This window comes from Stenotrophomonas maltophilia, from assembly GCF_900186865.1.
GTDB classification, from domain to species: Bacteria; Pseudomonadota; Gammaproteobacteria; order Xanthomonadales; family Xanthomonadaceae; genus Stenotrophomonas; species Stenotrophomonas maltophilia.
Genome location: NZ_LT906480.1, coordinates 3,307,663 through 3,322,254, shown reverse-complemented (window position 1 = coordinate 3,322,254; position 14,592 = coordinate 3,307,663). Strand labels below are relative to the sequence as shown.

Below are 14,592 nucleotides of genomic sequence, written 5' to 3'. Positions count from 1 at the left end.
TATCAAGGAGCGATCAGTTCGCCGGCGGCGTGCGCTTGGCGGCCTCGTCGTCTTCTTCATCAGCCTTGGCTTCTGCAGCCTGGGCTGCAGCGTCGGCATGGCCATCGGCGACCGGATCGATCGACGGCGTCACCACCGCATCAGCGCTCGGGGCGGCGGCTTCGATCGGTGCGGCTTCGACCGCCACCGGAGCGACCGGCTGTTCCACGATCGGCGCAGTCTCGACGATCGGCGTGGCTTCAACGGCCGGGGCGGCCTCCACCACCGGGGCACTCTCACTGGCCACCGGCTTGGTTTCAACCACCGGGGTTGCTTCAACCACCTGCGGCTTCGATTCCACGACCGGCGCGGCCTCGACTGCGACCGGCTTCGCTTCGATCACCGGAGCGGCTTCAACCACCGCGGCCGTTTCAGCCACAACCGACTTTGCTTCGATGGCCGGCGCAGCAGCGTCCACCACCGGAGTGGCGTTGGCGACCGGTGCGGCAGCGGCGACCGGCTGGACCGGGGTCGCGGCGTCGATGGCATCGAGCATGCTGGTCTGCACCGGCGAGGACACCGCTTCGGTCTTCGCAGCTTCGACCGGTGCCTGCACTTCAGCCACGACCGGGGCGGCGGCTTCGACCACAGCGCTGCTCACCACGGCAACCGGCGCGGCGACAACAGCGGCGGCAGCACGGGCTGGCTTCTCGGCTTCGACAGCGACCGGCTCGGCTTCGTCATCGAAGTCGAACTCCGGCTGCGAACGCGTGGGCTGCACAGCCGCGACCGGCGCAGTGCCGGCAGTGCTGTCGATGTTCGGCTCGGCGCCGTCGGCGTCATCACCGTCATCACCCTCGTCCTGGTCATCACCCAGGGCGTCGCTGCCGGCGGCGTTTTCGGCGCCACCGCGGCGACGACGACGGCCACCACGACGGCCACGGCGACGGCGGGTTGCGCCTTCGCCAGCCTGCTCGCCATTGGCGTCGGTTGCAGCCTCTTCACCGGCAACTGCAACCACGTCGGTCGCACTGGCCGCATTGGCAGCGGTGTCGACCGGTGCGGCCGCTTCCACCGGGGCGACCGGGGCGACAGGCGCGGTGGCTTCCTGCGCGTTCACCCCATTGGCGGCGACGGCCGTAGCGGCTACGGCTGCAGCTGCGGTCACGGCTTCGGCAGGTGCTTCGGCGGCATTGCGCTGCGGCTTCTCGGCCGGCTTGTCACCGTCCTGCTGCTGCGGGCGCGGCTGCTTGGGCTGCTTCAGCTTCGGTTGCTGGTTCTGGTTCTGGCCCTGCTGCTCGTTGCGCGGCTTGTTCTGCTGCTGCGGCGGCTGCTGGCCATCCTTGTGCTGCGGCTCCTTCTGCTTGCCCTGCTGCGGCTGCTGCTGCGCATTGCCATTGTTGCCGTTGCGGCCGTCCTTGCGCTGCTCGCCGCGGTCCTTGCGGTTGCCGCCGTCCTTCTGCTGCTGCGCGTTGCCATTGCCACGATTGTCGTCGCGACGGTCCTTGCGGTCCTTGTTGCGATCCTTGTTGCGGTCCTTGCGACCGCCGTCCTGCTGCTGGCGTGCAGCCGGGGCGGCCGGTGCCGGCGCGGGCGCCGGTTCGCCACCGAACACGCGCTTGAGCCAACCGATCACGCCGCCCGCCGGGGCCGGCGCAACAGGCGCTGCAGCGACCGGGGCCGGAGCGGCCGCGACCGGCTCCACTTCCTCGCGCACCGGGGCCGGGGAAGTGTGCTTGACCTGGGTCACCGCCGGCGGCGGGATGTTCAGCTGGCCCTTGGTCAGCGCGTGCACCGGCAGCTTGCGCGGGGTGCCGCGCTGGTAGCTGGGCTTGCTGCTTTCTTCACCCAGCTCGTTCTCGCGCAGGCGGGTCACGGTGTAGTGCGGGGTGTGCAGCTGCTCGTCGGCGACGATCACGATCGGCGCCTCGTGGCGCTGTTCGATCTCGCGCAGGGCGCTGCGCTTCTCGTTCAGCAGGTAATTGGCGATCTCCACCGGGGCCTGCACCAGCACCTGCCCGGTGTTATCCTTCATCGCATGCTCTTCAGCCACGCGGATGATCGACAGCGACAGCGACTCGACGCTGCGCATGCGGCCGTGGCCGTCACAACGCGGGCAGACGATCTGGCTGGATTCACCCAGGCTCGGGCGCAGGCGCTGGCGGCTCATTTCCAGCAGGCCGAAGCGCGAGATGCGGCCCACCTGCACGCGCGCGCGGTCGTACTTCAGCGCGTTGGCGAGGCGGTTCTCGACTTCGCGCTGGTGCTTGTTGGAGGCCATGTCGATGAAGTCGATCACCACCAGGCCGCCCAGGTCACGCAGGCGCAGCTGGCGGGCCACTTCCTCGGCCGCTTCCAGGTTGGTCTGGAACGCGGTGTCCTCGATGTCGCTGCCCTTGGTGGCGCGCGAGGAGTTCACGTCGACGGCGGTCAGCGCTTCAGTCTGGTCGACCACGATCGAGCCGCCCGACGGCAGGCGCACGTTGCGCTCGTAGGCGCCTTCGATCTGCGATTCGATCTGGAAGCGGTTGAACAGCGGAATGTCGTCCTTGTAGTGCTTGAGCTTGCGCAGGGTCTGCGGCATCACCTGCTGCATGAATTCGCGGGCGTGCTCGTACATCTCCTCGGTGTCCACCAGGATCTCGCCGATGTCGGCGCGCAGGTAGTCACGCAGGGCGCGCACGATCAGGCGCGATTCCTGGTAGATCAGGAACGGGGCGGGCTTGCTCAGTGCCGCTTCGGCAATGGCGCGCCAGACATTGAGCAGGTAGTCCAGGTCCCACTGCAGCTCTTCCGCATCGCGGCCGACGCCGGCGGTACGGATGATCACGCCCATGTCGTCGGGGATGTTCAGCTTGTCCAGGGCGTCCTTCAGCGCGGCCCGGTCTTCGCCCTCGATGCGGCGCGACACACCGCCGGCGCTGGGCGAGTTCGGCATCAGCACCATGTAGCGGCCGGCCAGCGAAATGAACGTGGTCAGGGCGGCGCCCTTGTTGCCACGCTCTTCCTTGTCGACCTGGACGACGATCTCCTGGCCTTCCTTCAGCAGCTCGCGGATGCCGGCCTTGTTGTGGTCGACACCGGCCTGGAAGTAGTCGCGGGAGATTTCCTTCAGCGGCAGGAAGCCATGGCGGCCACCGCCGTACTCGACGAAGGCCGCTTCCAGCGAGGGCTCGATGCGGAAGATCCGGCCCTTGTAGATGTTGGACTTCTTCTGTTCCTTCGACGGCTGTTCGATGTCGATGTCATACAACGACTGGCCATCCACGATGGCAACACGCAGCTCTTCAGCCTGCGTGGCGTTGATCAGCATTCGCTTCATTGTTGCGTTCCTCGCAAGCGGCTACCGCGCGGAACGCCATGGGGTTTCGCCTCTGGACACGGCTCGCCGCCCATTCGCGCAAGCGCGGGGAGGGCGGCTTGGGTTTCCAGCGCTACGACACCACGGCAGGCCGCGGGAGCGCTTCACTCTTATGGTTTTTGGGTGTTGCAGGGCCGCAGGCAGCTGTCAGCCAGGCTGGAGCGCCACGCGGGACATGTTCAGCACGGTTGCGTGTCAGGCATCCGGCGATGGCCGGGAAGGCCGGTGAGCCGCTAACATGGCCGCCCCGCGGGCGGTGGTCGCGCACTGTGCCGGATTCGTCGGAAGCTGGGCTTCTGGCCCTGAGTAACTTCCAACGAAATCAATCCCTTATCTCGCCCCCCGAGTGTAACAGAATAAACAGCCTGATGACCGCCCAAGACCCCACCAAGCCCGCTGGCGACAAGCCTTCCGTGCGCATGATCACCGTTCCCGCCGACCGCGCCGGCCAGCGCCTGGACAACTTCCTGCTCGGCCAGCTGAAGGGCGCCCCGCGCAGCCTGGTCTACAAGCTGGTGCGCAGTGGCCAGGTACGGGTGAACGGCGGCCGCGCCAAGGCCGAGCGCAAGCTGGAGGCGGGCGACGAAGTGCGCGTGCCGCCGGTTCGTCTCACCGAAGAGGGAGACAAGGTGGGTCCCCCGGAGGCATTCATGCGCCGGCTGGAGCAGGCCATCGTGTTCGAGGACGCGCGCCTGCTGGCCCTGAACAAGCCCACCGGCGTGGCCAGCCACGGCGGCAGCGGCATCAGCTTCGGCGCCATCGAGACCCTGCGCGCGCTGCGCCCGGGGCAGACCCTGGAGCTGGTCCACCGGCTGGATCGAGACACCTCGGGCCTGCTGATCGTGGCCAAGAAGCGCTCGGCGCTGAGCGAACTGCAGGCGCTGCTGCGTGAAGACCACGGTGCCGGCATCCGCAAGCGCTACCTGACCCTGCTGGCCGGACGCATGCCCGACGGGGTGATGACGGTCGATGCGCCGCTGCATGTCGGCCTGCGCCAGGGCGGCGAGCGCCATGTGCAGGTCAACGCGATCGGCAAGGAATCGATCAGCCACTTCCGGGTGCTGGAGCGCCGCGGCGGCCATTCCTATTGCGAAGTGCGCATCGAGACCGGCCGTACCCACCAGATCCGCGTGCATGCCCAGCACCTGGGTCATCCGGTGGCCGGCGACGACAAATACGGCGATCCGGCGGTCAACAAGCGGCTTCGTGAGCAGATCGGGCTGAAGCGTCTGTTCCTGCACGCGGCCTCGCTGGAGTTCGCGCTGGACGATGGCAAGAGCCCGTATGTGCTGAACGCGCCGCTGGCCGATGAGCTGGTCGAGGCGCTGGATCGCCTGCGCTGACGGCAGTTCGGCGGCGCCGGGCGCTTGGTCGGCGCCATTCGCAGCGCTCAGACACCCGCGCCTCTTCGCCCTCGCCGGACCTGCGGTGCTCGGCTCGCTACAAGGCGGACCCGGACATCCGCAGCGTAGGCCCATACCCGCACGCAGCCTTTGTAGACTCGAGTCGTACTCGACTCACGCACGCAGCGCGCGCTTCGCTCTTCAATCTTTTCATCGCGCGGCTGGCGTGCACGGAAGAATGACGGGGCACGGGCGGGGCCGGCTTGCAGGGGTGTCTGCGGCATGGATGCCGCGGACAAGCCCCCATGGACGGGTTCACGGCGTCCCTGCAAGCCGGCCCCGCCCGTGACCTCTCGATACTGCGGAACGTGCCAGCCGCGAGGGGGCTCAGCCCGTTGGCCGGGAACCCCTCACCACTTGAACAGCACCAGGCTGATCGCCAGGGTGCCCATGCCGGCCACCAGGCCATATACCGTCTCGTGGCCCTTGGCATAGCGCTTGGCTGCCGGCAGCAGCTCGTCCAGCGCCAGGAACACCATCACGCCGGCGATCAGTCCGAACACCCAGCCGAAGGTGGCGTGCGACAGTGATCCGGACAGCAGGCAGTAGCCAAGTGCCGCGCCGACCGGTTCGGCCAGTCCCGACAGCAGGCTGGCGCTGAACGCATAGAACTTGTTCTGGGTGGCGAAGTACACCGGCACCGCGATCGCGATGCCCTCGGGAATGTTGTGGATGGCGATGGCGAAGGCCAGCGGCATGCCCACCGACGGGCTTTCCAGCGTAGCGAAGAAGGTCGCCAGGCCTTCCGGGAAATTGTGCGCGGTGATCGCCACCGAGGTCAGCAGCGCGACCCGCTTCAGGTACTCGCGACTGTTTTCGCGGAACGCAGGGTCCTGCTTGTCCAGGCTGTCATGCGGATTGGGAATGAAGTGGTCGATCAGCACGATCACGATCACGCCGGCCAGGAAGGCCAACGTGCCGTAGGTGAAGCCGGTGCGCTCGCCATAGGCCAGGGCGAACGATGCGATGGACTTGTTGAGGATTTCCGATAGCGACACGTAGACCATCGCGCCGCCGGCGAAGGCCAGGCCGAACGCCAGCAGGCGCGGATTGGGGCGGCGCGAGAACAGCACCAGCAGGCTGCCGATGGCAGTGGCCAGGCCGGCCGCGAGGGTGACCGCCAGTGCGATCCAGACATTTTCGGGGGGAATCTGCAGCATGTACCGACGCGGTCCTGGTCAACAGACAGCCGCCCCGGATGAGCCCGGGGCGGGGAGGGCGAGGCGGGCGTCGGCTGGCCTCGTCGGGGCGCGCGCGATCAGCCGCCGCGGCGCAGGCGTTCTTCGATGGCGAAGCACTGATCGGGCTTCGGCTGCGGCGGGTTGAAGCTGACCGGCACCTGGATGGTGGCCGGCACGGCAGCGCCCTTGCGGGTGGCGGCCTTGAACTGCCAGCCCTGAACGGCCGTTTTGGCCAGTTCGTCCAGCTGCGGGTTGCCGGCGCCGGTCAACAGGGCGACCTCGCTTGGCTTGCCGTCGGTGCCGATGGTCACCTTGAAGGTGCTGGTGCCGCCTACGCCCATGCAGGCCAGTTCAAGCGGGTACTGCGGTGGCGGCGTCTTCACCGCGGCCACTTCGGTCGGCGGCGGCGGCGGTGGTGCCGGCGGTTCCGACGGGCCACAACCGGCCAGGCCGGTCGCAGCAATCAGGGACAGGCTCAGCAAGCGTACGTTCATGGCAGTTGCTCCGTCAGGGCCGAAGTCTTCGCAGCGCAGATGAAGTCGTTCTCGCTCAGGCCGCCCACGTCGTGGGTGGAAAAGCGCACCACAGCGCGGTCGTAGTGCACGCCCAGGTCCGGATGGTGGTCCTCGCGGTGGGCAATCCAGGCCAGCGCGTTCACGAAGGCCATGGTGGCGTAGTAATCCTTGAAGCGGAAGGTGCGCGTCAGGGCCTGTCCGCCCTCGCTCAGCTCCCAGCCGGGAATCTGCGGCAGCAGTTCGGCCAGGCGGGCTTCACCGAGCTTGTGGTCGCTGCCTTTGCGCGGCACGCAACGGGCCTGGGCCAGTGGAATCAGGTCGGCCATGGGAATCTCCACCTCGTGTTGACTGAACAATGCGCCGGACGGTGTATAAATCGAATGAGCGGCTGACGCTTACTTGGCTAGAATAGCCTGATGATCCAGATCTCCGACACTGCCCAGACCCATTTCCGCAAGCTGATCGAACGCGAGGGCGTGCCCGGCATGGGTGTGCGCTTGAGCGCGGTCGATCCCGGCACCCCGCGCGCCGACGCCCGGCTGGAGTTCGCCGAACCGACCGACCTGCTCGGCGACGAGTGGGCGGTGGACTGCGACGGTTTCACGCTCTATGTTGATGCTGGCAGCGTCGGTTGGCTCGATGGCGCCGAGATCGACATCGTCGCCGGCAGTGCCGGTACCCAGCAGCTGACCATCAAGGCACCGCGCATCAAGGGCGAAGCGCCCGGCGATGCCGCCTCGCTGGTCGAGCGCGTGCACTGGGTGGTGGAAAACGAAATCAATCCGCAGCTGGCCTCGCATGGCGGCAAGGTGGCCGTGCAGGAAGTTTCGGCCGAAGGCGTGGTGCTGCTGCGCTTCGGTGGCGGTTGCCAGGGTTGCGGCATGGCCGACGTGACCCTCAAGCAGGGCATTGAAAAGACCCTGATGGGCCGCGTGCCGGGCGTGACCGCCGTGCGCGACGCGACCGACCACGACAGTGGCCACGCGCCGTATATCCCTCGCGGCAACGCCGCCTGATCGCTGACGCGTGCCTCTGACCCGGGCCGAGCAGTTCATCGACCTGCTGCTGGCCCGCCAGCAGCCCAGGGCCGTCCTCGAGAAAACCACGCGCCTGCCGTATGGCTGGGCGCTGTGGCTGCGCTCGCTCGGTCCGTTGCCGAGGCCGCTGCACGCCAGCGAGTTGATCGCGGTGCTGCTGCCGCGTCCGCTGCCGGGGCCACCCGGGCAGTTGCCCCGGTTGTCACCCTTGCAAGCGTTGCGCCGTCTGTTCTGGCAGGACTGGGATGCTGCGCCGCGCGACCAGCGCTGGATGCGTTGGGTCTCGGCCTTGGCCAGTGCGCTGCTGCATCTGCTGTTCTTCGTGCTGCTGCTATGGGTGGCAGTGATCCGCACCTCGGCACCGGAAGAACAAGGCGCCGAGGGCGAGCGCGTGCAGGTGGAGTTCGTCGGTCGCGCTACCCAGGAGGGCGGTGGCGATCAGCCAGGTGCGGAAGCGGCGGCCGCTGCACCGCCGGGCCAGGTTGCAGCTGGCCAGAACGCAGGGGCCGCAACGGCGCCTGAGCCGCGTCCGGCGTCCGCGTCGGCAGCTGCGTCCGCACCCGCTCCGGCTGCAGTGGCCAGCGTGCCGCCGCCGCCCGCCGAATCCGAGCCGGCGCCGGTCGCGGCACCGCCGCCGTCTCCGGTGCAGGCCACCGAAGTAGCCGAGGCCAGTGCGGATTTCGTGGTGCCACCTGTCAGCGTGCCGCGCACGGAGATCAGCATCGTGCCGCGCGACACGGTACCGACGGTGCGCGAGCGCAGCGTGCAGCCGGTACAGGCGCCGCCGGCCCCGGCCGCACTGCGTGCGCCGGAGATCGCGGTGCGGACGCCGCAGCTGCGTGACATCCCGGTGCAGGAGCGTGAAATCAGTACGGTCGATGCACCGGCGATATCGCAGCCGCTGCGCACGGCCGATGTACAGGTCCGTGTGCCGCAGCGCGATGTGCAGGTGCGCGAGCGCGAAGTGCAGGCCGTGGTCGATCCGCAGGTACGGATGGCTGCTGTGGCCGGGCGCGAGCCGACCGTGCGTGCGCCGGCAGGCCGTGACCTGCAGGTGCGCGAGCGCGAAGTTGCGTCGGCACCCGCGGCGGCGCCTTCAACGTCCAGTGGCAGCGCGCCAACGGCAACGCCGGCGTCTGCGGCCAGTAGCACTGCAACCCAGGCCAACAGCAGCACGCCACGGCCATCCGCCTCCAGCACGACACCGGCCCAGGCCGGCGCGCGTCCGGCTCCCAACCCGGGCAACTGGGCTACGCCTGCCAAGGGCGACGACTGGGGCGCGTCGAGCCGCAACCACGACGGCGCCAGCAGGGGCGCAAGCCAGGCCAGTGCCGCAGGCAAGGACAATGGCCTGTTCAATGCCGACGGCAGCGTGCGCGTGCCGGGGCAGGAAGGTGGCGGTCACGCCGAACGTGGTGCCCCTGGTGGCGCCAACGATGGCTGGAGCAAGGAGCGCATCGCGCAGTCTGGCACCTGGTTGAAGCGACCGCCGTACGATTACACGCCGACCTCGTTCGACAAGTACTGGGTGCCGCAGGAATCACTGCTGGCCGACTGGGTGCGCAAGGGCATCAAGTCGATGGAGATTCCGTTGCCGGGCACCGGTACGAAGATCTCCTGCGTGATCTCGATCCTGCAGGCGGGTGGCGGCTGCGGCCTCACCAATCCGAACATGCAGGACCAGCCGGCGGTGGCACGGCCGCCGCCGGACATTCCGTTCAAGAAAGAGCTGCAGGAAGATAACGGGAGCCGGTAGGCGAGGGGCGCGCCACGCCCTGGCCGGCTCGCGTTTGGGTAGGTGCCAACCTTGGTTGGCACAGGAACGCCGACCAAGGTCGGCCTCTACCAGGGCATTGCCCTACGCGCTCTGCGACAGGAACACCCAGAACGGCACGTCGCGGCCGACCCAGTCGCGGCTGGCTTCGTCCATCACGTCCAGCAACGTGTCGAAATCCTTCTGTGTGGAGGCGCGCAACGTATCCACGTCGGCCAGGAACAGCGCGTAACCGTCGGCCGGCAGCCATTGCAGATCACGCAGGTTGTCCGACAGTGCATCCCAGTTGCCGCCGAAGCCAGCCGGGAAATCCAGCTGCGCCGCCAGCCGGGCGAGCAGGGTGCGTTTGTCGGCGACGCCTTCCAGGTCGATGCGGATCACCTTCAGGCCGGCATCGCGCATCGCTGCGGCCAGTGCGCCGATGTCGTCGCTGTCGATGGCGTAGACGCCGGCATTGTTGATGTCATGCAGGCCGAGGCCGAAATCGTCGTGGCTCATCACTGCGCTCCTTGGGCCGGTACGGTGAAGCTGCGGAACGATTCGTAGTGGTCGTCGGTGTAGTACCACGCCTCCGGCGGATCGCCGCCGGTGACGATGCGGCGCGTGCCACGGGTGCGCGCGCCGGGGGTGTCCACGGTGTATTCGCGGTAGTAACCGCGCGGACGCTGCGGCAGCTGCTGTTCGCGGTTACCGAAGGTGCTGCCATCCTGGCGGTGCGGGAACGGCCCGCCGCGCTGGATCAGCGCAATCGTCTGCAGGGCTTCGGCGGGCAGGAAGGCGGGCAGACCGTTGCCCTTGCCGGGCGTGGCCGTGGCCGGTGCGCGCGCGGCAGTCGCACCCTGCAGGTCCGGCGCGAACTGCGGCGCCGGCGGGCGCTGCATGAAATGGTTGACGACCAGGCCGAGCAGCAGCAGGGCGATGGCGGTGATCAGCAGCCGGGGGTTGCGCATGGGCAAGGAAGCGGGCGAGGGTGGTGCTCGCACTGTAGCGCCTGCGCGCTGCACGGTGCATGAGGACGGCGCCGCGTCACCGCTGCGTAACAATTGCCGTCGTGCTCACCGGCAGGACGCAATTTCCTTTACATCCCCCTTGGTAATCTGGTGGTCTGTCCCCATCATTCACCGCGCAACGCCCGACACCGTCGGGTGCCCTCGCAATCAGGAGATGCATCATGGCCTATACCCTGCCCAAGCTGTCCTACGCCTACGACGCGCTGGAACCGCATATCGATGCGGCGACGATGGAAATCCATCACACCAAGCATCACCAGACCTACATCAACAACGTCAACGCGGCGCTGGAAGGCACCGAGTACGCTGACCTGCCGGTCGAAGAACTGGTGAAGAAGCTCAAGTCGCTGCCGGAGAACCTGCAGGGTCCGGTGCGCAACAACGGTGGCGGCCATGCCAACCACTCGCTGTTCTGGACCGTGATGGCACCGAACGCGGGCGGCAACCCGGTGGGCGACGTGGCCAAGGCCATCGACAAGGACCTGGGCGGCTTCGACAAGTTCAAGGACGCCTTCACCAAGGCAGCGCTGACCCGTTTCGGCAGCGGCTGGGCCTGGCTGAGCGTGACTCCGGACAAGAAGGTGGTGGTCGAGAGCACCGGCAACCAGGACAGCCCGCTGATGGAAGGCAACACTCCCATCCTCGGCCTGGACGTGTGGGAACACGCGTACTACCTGAAGTACCAGAACCGCCGCCCGGAGTACATCGGCGCGTTCTTCAACGTCATCGACTGGAACGAAGTCGAGCGCCGTTACCAGGAAGCGATTGCCTGATCTCGTTGGCTGGATGAAATGAAAAGGCCGGGGGAGACCCCGGCCTTTTTGTTTTCCGCATTGGTAGTGCCGGCCGCTGGCCGGCAGCCCTGGAATGCCGGCCAGCGGCCGGCACTACCTATTCGGCCGTGGCCGTATCGCCCTGCAGGCGCAGGGTGGCCATTACGCCCAGACGCAGGCCCGGCAGGTCACCGTCGGCCGGCAGCAGGATCGGCTGCTGGCGGATGCCGCCGAAGTGCTTGACCTGGAACAGCACGTCCAGGCCATGACCACTGGCGCCACCGCCGCTGGCCGCCGGCGGCTCGGGGCGGCCGCCCGGATTGCGCCGGGCCGGCTGGAACCCCGGGGTACTGCGCACGAGCTCGACGGTGGTTGCCGAGAAATCACCTGCGATCAGGCTGGGCATGCCCTCGGCGGTGGCGCCGATCCAGGTCATCAGGTCGCTGGTCTGGTGCTGGCGGGCAGTGGCCTCGTCCGGGTCCGGGCGCAGCCGTGCCACATAGATGTTGACCAGCGCCTGGCCCAGCTTCAGCCGCATCATGCCGGCGGCGCTGAAGGTGCCGGGTGGGTGCAGCAGGGTCACGCCATCCTCGCTGACCGGCAGCCGGGTCAGCATCGCGTTGCCGTGCCGCAACGGCTGGCTGGGCGGATCGGCGGTAACGAAGTCGCAGCTGTAGCGCAGCCGGCTGGCCAGCCAGCAGGCCGGATTGCGGCCCCGCTGCTGCAGCACCTGCTGTACGGAGATCACGTCCGGCTGCAGCTCGGTGAGCAGGTGCGCCACCTGTTCGCGGCGCTGCTTCCACTGCGCATCATCGCGGCTGGGCAATTCCAGCGCGGCCACGGTCAGCTGCCGGGGCTCGGCCTCACCGCTGGCGGCGGCCGGTGCCTGCGGCCGCGCCTGTGCCTGCAACGCCAGCAGCAGCACGAGACAGCTGAGCAGGAGACGGGCGTGGGCGAGGGGGCGCATAACGATAAGTTTACGCTTTTGTCGTGCAGGTGCCGTGACTTCCGGCATGTAGTGACGTTGCCTGCCACGGATTGGCACCGTTGTCATGCAGCCCTGCAGCGTGCTTCGCAAGCCCCGCTTCCGGTAACCTTGCGCCTTTCGCTTTGCAGGATTGCCTTACAGGATGAGCCACGACGCAGTTGCCCCCATCGCCGGCCAGGGAAAGATGCCGCGCCAGATCCCGTACATCATCGGCAATGAGGCCTGCGAGCGGTTCAGTTTCTACGGGATGCGCAACATCCTGGTGCAGTTCCTGATCACCTCGCTGCTGCTGCAGGAAATCACTGCGGAAGGCCGTGCCGGTGAAGCCAAGGACATCATGCACAGCTTCATGATCGGCGTGTATTTCTTCCCGCTGCTCGGAGGCTGGCTGGCCGACAGGTTCTTCGGCAAGTACCACACCATTCTCTGGTTCAGCCTGGTCTACTGTGCCGGCCATCTGTGCCTGGCGCTGTTCGAGAACAGCCGCGAGGGCTTCTTCCTCGGCCTGGGCCTGATCGCGCTGGGTGCCGGTGGCATCAAGCCGCTGGTGGCCTCGTTCATGGGCGACCAGTTCGACCAGAGCAACAAGCACCTGGCCAAGATCGTTTTCGACGCCTTCTACTGGATCATCAACTTCGGCTCGCTGTTCGCCTCGCTGCTGATCCCGCTGGTGCTGAAGAACTGGGGCCCGCAGTGGGCGTTCGGCATCCCGGGCATCCTGATGTTCATCGCCACTTTCGTGTTCTGGCTGGGTCGCAAGCGCTACGTGCTGGTACCGCTGCCGCCGAAGGACCCGCATTCGTTCGCCAACGTGGTGCGTACCGCACTGACCACGCGCGTGGCCGGCCAGGGCCGTCCGGGCCTGGTGATCGCCGTGCTCGGCCTGGTGCTGGCAGTGGCCTCGTTCGGCCTGGTTGGCTCGCTGGGCATCGTCATCTGCCTGTGCCTGGCGCTGGTGTCGATCCTGGCCGGTATTGGCGGTGGCACCTGGCTGCAGCTCGATCGCGCCCGTGGCCTGCACCCGACCGAAGCCGTGGAAGGTGTGCGCTCCGTGCTGCGCGTGCTGGTGATCTTCGCGCTGACCACGCCGTTCTTCTCGCTGTTCGACCAGAAGGCCTCGACCTGGGTCCTGCAGGGCCAGCAGATGCAGATGCCGAGCTGGTTCACCGCCTCGCAGATGCAGGCGCTGAATCCGCTGCTGGTGATGATCCTGATTCCGTTCAACAACCTGGTGCTTTACCCGGCCCTGCGCCGCTTCGGCTTCGAGCCGACCGCACTGCGCCGCATGACCGCCGGCATCGCCTTCAGCGGCCTGGCCTGGATCGTGGTCGGCGGCATCCAGGTGGTGATGGATGGTGGCAATGCCATGTCGATTTTCTGGCAGATGCTGCCGTATGCGCTGCTGACCTTCGGTGAGGTGCTGGTCTCGGCCACCGGCCTGGAGTTCGCCTACAGCCAGGCGCCGCAGGCGATGAAGGGCGTGGTGATGAGCTTCTGGAACCTGACCACCACCATCGGCAACCTGTGGGTGCTGCTGTCCAACGCTGCCGTGCGCAACGATGCGGTGACCCACAAGATCGCCAGTACGGGCCTGAGCGAGGCGGCATTCCTGATGTTCTTCTTCGCCGGTTTCGCCTTCGTTGCGGCGTTGGCCTTCGGCTGGTACGCGAAACGCTATCGTATGGTCGACAACTACCGTAGCGCCTGAGCCTGACATGACCCCCGTCAATCTGCTGTTGATCGCCATCACCGCCCTCCTGTCGTGGATGGCGTTCAACAACCGCAAGCTGGCCGACCGCCTGATCCTGTGGCCGCCGGCCATCGACCGTCACCGCCAGTACGACCGGCTGGTGACCTATGGCTTCATCCACGCCGACTGGTCGCACCTGATCTTCAACATGATCACCCTGTTCTTCTTCGGGGGATTCATCGAGAGCGTGATGGTGCAGCTGACCGGCAGCTACCTGACCTACCCGGCGTTCTACATCGGTGCGCTGCTGGTCTCGATCCTGCCCAGCTACCTGAAGAACCAGAAGAACCCGAACTACCTCAGCCTGGGCGCGTCCGGAGCGGTGTCGGCGGTGTTGTTCGCCTTCATCCTGATCAAGCCGTGGTCGATCATCCTGGTGTTCTTCATCCCGGCACCGGCCATTGTCTATGCCGCGTTCTACGTGGGCTACAGCATCTGGATGGACAAGCGCGGTGGTGATCGCATCAACCACAGCGCCCACCTGGCGGGCGCGGCGTTCGGTGTGATCTTCATGCTGGCCATGCAGCCGAGCATCTTCACCCACTTCCTGCGCGAGCTTTCCAACCCGACCTTCCGCCTCGGCGGCGGTTGAGGGGCCGGGGTCGGATCCACTGGATCCGCCCCCTGGGGCAGGGACCCGCTCCTGGTCAGGCGCGGGTCTGCTGGCCGTAGGTGTCCAGCAGGCGGGCGAATACCTCTTCGCCGATGCGCTGGAAATCCTGATCTTCGGTCTGCCCTTCCACCGCCAGCTGCAGCAGGCCCTCCAGCAGGGCGCGGTCGGTGTCGGAATGGGAATCGCTGGGGTGCATCGGAGCCTCCGC

The 14,592-nt window shown here is 67.3% G+C and carries 14 protein-coding genes; 6 read left to right on the top strand and 8 right to left on the bottom strand.

The features are described from left to right. Positions 1 to 13: 13 nt before the first annotated feature. Complete coding sequence (locus tag CKW06_RS15825) at positions 14 to 3,301, bottom strand: Rne/Rng family ribonuclease (protein WP_024956633.1); 3,288 nt, start codon at positions 3,299 to 3,301, stop codon at positions 14 to 16. Between the two features lie 407 nt (positions 3,302 to 3,708). On the opposite strand from CKW06_RS15825, the gene CKW06_RS15820 reads away from it, so the two are divergent. Further along, positions 3,709 to 4,683: an RluA family pseudouridine synthase gene (locus CKW06_RS15820; RefSeq protein ID WP_012480803.1), complete on the top strand. Its 975-nt coding sequence runs from the start codon at positions 3,709 to 3,711 to the stop codon at positions 4,681 to 4,683. A gap of 410 nt (positions 4,684 to 5,093) precedes the next feature. On the opposite strand, the gene zupT is transcribed toward CKW06_RS15820, so the two are convergent. From zupT to CKW06_RS15805, 3 genes are all read right to left on the bottom strand, one after another. Beyond that, positions 5,094 to 5,903, bottom strand: coding sequence for a zinc transporter ZupT (gene zupT, locus CKW06_RS15815; protein ID WP_024956634.1), 810 nt, complete (start codon positions 5,901 to 5,903; stop codon positions 5,094 to 5,096). Positions 5,904 to 6,001: 98 nt separating this feature from the next. Beyond that, on the bottom strand, positions 6,002 to 6,418 hold the full coding sequence (locus CKW06_RS15810; protein ID WP_024956635.1) for an energy transducer TonB: 417 nt from the start codon (positions 6,416 to 6,418) through the stop codon (positions 6,002 to 6,004). After that, a complete protein-coding gene (locus CKW06_RS15805) occupies positions 6,415 to 6,765 on the bottom strand; it encodes a 4a-hydroxytetrahydrobiopterin dehydratase (protein ID WP_005410315.1) in 351 nt (116 codons plus the stop codon). The genes CKW06_RS15810 and CKW06_RS15805 overlap by 4 nt, the downstream gene beginning before the upstream one ends. Before the next feature lie 90 nt (positions 6,766 to 6,855). Between CKW06_RS15805 and CKW06_RS15800 the strand changes: the two genes are divergently transcribed. Next, on the top strand, positions 6,856 to 7,455 hold the full coding sequence (locus tag CKW06_RS15800) for an NfuA family Fe-S biogenesis protein (RefSeq protein WP_005410314.1): 600 nt from the start codon (positions 6,856 to 6,858) through the stop codon (positions 7,453 to 7,455). 10 nt (positions 7,456 to 7,465) lie between these two features. Then, the gene (locus tag CKW06_RS15795; RefSeq protein WP_024956636.1) at positions 7,466 to 9,232 is read left to right on the top strand and encodes a hypothetical protein; all 1,767 of its coding nucleotides are present in this window, start codon (positions 7,466 to 7,468) and stop codon (positions 9,230 to 9,232) included. A gap of 102 nt (positions 9,233 to 9,334) precedes the next feature. On the opposite strand, the gene CKW06_RS15790 is transcribed toward CKW06_RS15795, so the two are convergent. Both CKW06_RS15790 and CKW06_RS15785 read right to left on the bottom strand, forming a co-directional pair. Continuing rightward, positions 9,335 to 9,748 carry a barstar family protein gene (locus tag CKW06_RS15790; protein ID WP_005410312.1) on the bottom strand — a complete coding sequence of 138 codons (414 nt, stop codon included), beginning with the start codon at positions 9,746 to 9,748 and terminating at the stop codon, positions 9,335 to 9,337. Then, complete coding sequence (locus CKW06_RS15785; RefSeq protein ID WP_005410311.1) at positions 9,748 to 10,200, bottom strand: guanyl-specific ribonuclease; 453 nt, start codon at positions 10,198 to 10,200, stop codon at positions 9,748 to 9,750. The genes CKW06_RS15790 and CKW06_RS15785 overlap by 1 nt, the downstream gene beginning before the upstream one ends. A gap of 221 nt (positions 10,201 to 10,421) precedes the next feature. On the opposite strand from CKW06_RS15785, the gene CKW06_RS15780 reads away from it, so the two are divergent. Then, entirely contained in the window at positions 10,422 to 11,033 is a 612-nt protein-coding gene (locus CKW06_RS15780; RefSeq protein WP_005410310.1) for a superoxide dismutase, read from the top strand. A 118-nt stretch (positions 11,034 to 11,151) separates the two neighbouring features. Here the strand turns inward: CKW06_RS15780 and CKW06_RS15775 are convergent, their stop codons facing one another. Then, the gene (locus CKW06_RS15775) at positions 11,152 to 12,000 is read right to left on the bottom strand and encodes an endonuclease/exonuclease/phosphatase family protein (protein ID WP_024956637.1); all 849 of its coding nucleotides are present in this window, start codon (positions 11,998 to 12,000) and stop codon (positions 11,152 to 11,154) included. 163 nt (positions 12,001 to 12,163) lie between these two features. Between CKW06_RS15775 and CKW06_RS15770 the strand changes: the two genes are divergently transcribed. Next, the gene (locus CKW06_RS15770) at positions 12,164 to 13,729 is read left to right on the top strand and encodes a POT-type proton-dependent oligopeptide transporter (protein ID WP_024956638.1); all 1,566 of its coding nucleotides are present in this window, start codon (positions 12,164 to 12,166) and stop codon (positions 13,727 to 13,729) included. 7 nt (positions 13,730 to 13,736) lie between these two features. Continuing rightward, complete coding sequence (locus CKW06_RS15765) at positions 13,737 to 14,363, top strand: rhomboid family intramembrane serine protease (RefSeq protein ID WP_005410307.1); 627 nt, start codon at positions 13,737 to 13,739, stop codon at positions 14,361 to 14,363. A 55-nt stretch (positions 14,364 to 14,418) separates the two neighbouring features. Here CKW06_RS15765 and CKW06_RS23745 read toward each other — a convergent pair whose 3' ends face one another. Beyond that, a complete protein-coding gene (locus tag CKW06_RS23745; protein WP_005413966.1) occupies positions 14,419 to 14,580 on the bottom strand; it encodes a hypothetical protein in 162 nt (53 codons plus the stop codon). Between the last annotated feature and the right edge of the window lie 12 nt (positions 14,581 to 14,592).

Excerpts from the sequence above, each read along its gene's own strand:
- CKW06_RS15825 (WP_024956633.1), bottom strand. The coding sequence starts at position 3,301 with ATGAAGCGAATGCTGATCAACGCCACGCAGGCTGAAGAGCTGCGTGTT.
- CKW06_RS15820 (WP_012480803.1), top strand. The coding sequence starts at position 3,709 with ATGACCGCCCAAGACCCCACCAAGCCCGCTGGCGACAAGCCTTCCGTG.
- zupT (WP_024956634.1), bottom strand. The coding sequence starts at position 5,903 with ATGCTGCAGATTCCCCCCGAAAATGTCTGGATCGCACTGGCGGTCACC.
- CKW06_RS15810 (WP_024956635.1), bottom strand. The coding sequence starts at position 6,418 with ATGAACGTACGCTTGCTGAGCCTGTCCCTGATTGCTGCGACCGGCCTG.
- CKW06_RS15805 (WP_005410315.1), bottom strand. The coding sequence starts at position 6,765 with ATGGCCGACCTGATTCCACTGGCCCAGGCCCGTTGCGTGCCGCGCAAA.
- CKW06_RS15800 (WP_005410314.1), top strand. The coding sequence starts at position 6,856 with ATGATCCAGATCTCCGACACTGCCCAGACCCATTTCCGCAAGCTGATC.
- CKW06_RS15790 (WP_005410312.1), bottom strand. The coding sequence starts at position 9,748 with ATGAGCCACGACGATTTCGGCCTCGGCCTGCATGACATCAACAATGCC.
- CKW06_RS15785 (WP_005410311.1), bottom strand. The coding sequence starts at position 10,200 with ATGCGCAACCCCCGGCTGCTGATCACCGCCATCGCCCTGCTGCTGCTC.
- CKW06_RS15780 (WP_005410310.1), top strand. The coding sequence starts at position 10,422 with ATGGCCTATACCCTGCCCAAGCTGTCCTACGCCTACGACGCGCTGGAA.
- CKW06_RS15775 (WP_024956637.1), bottom strand. The coding sequence starts at position 12,000 with ATGCGCCCCCTCGCCCACGCCCGTCTCCTGCTCAGCTGTCTCGTGCTG.
- CKW06_RS15770 (WP_024956638.1), top strand. The coding sequence starts at position 12,164 with ATGAGCCACGACGCAGTTGCCCCCATCGCCGGCCAGGGAAAGATGCCG.
- CKW06_RS15765 (WP_005410307.1), top strand. The coding sequence starts at position 13,737 with ATGACCCCCGTCAATCTGCTGTTGATCGCCATCACCGCCCTCCTGTCG.
- CKW06_RS23745 (WP_005413966.1), bottom strand. The coding sequence starts at position 14,580 with ATGCACCCCAGCGATTCCCATTCCGACACCGACCGCGCCCTGCTGGAG.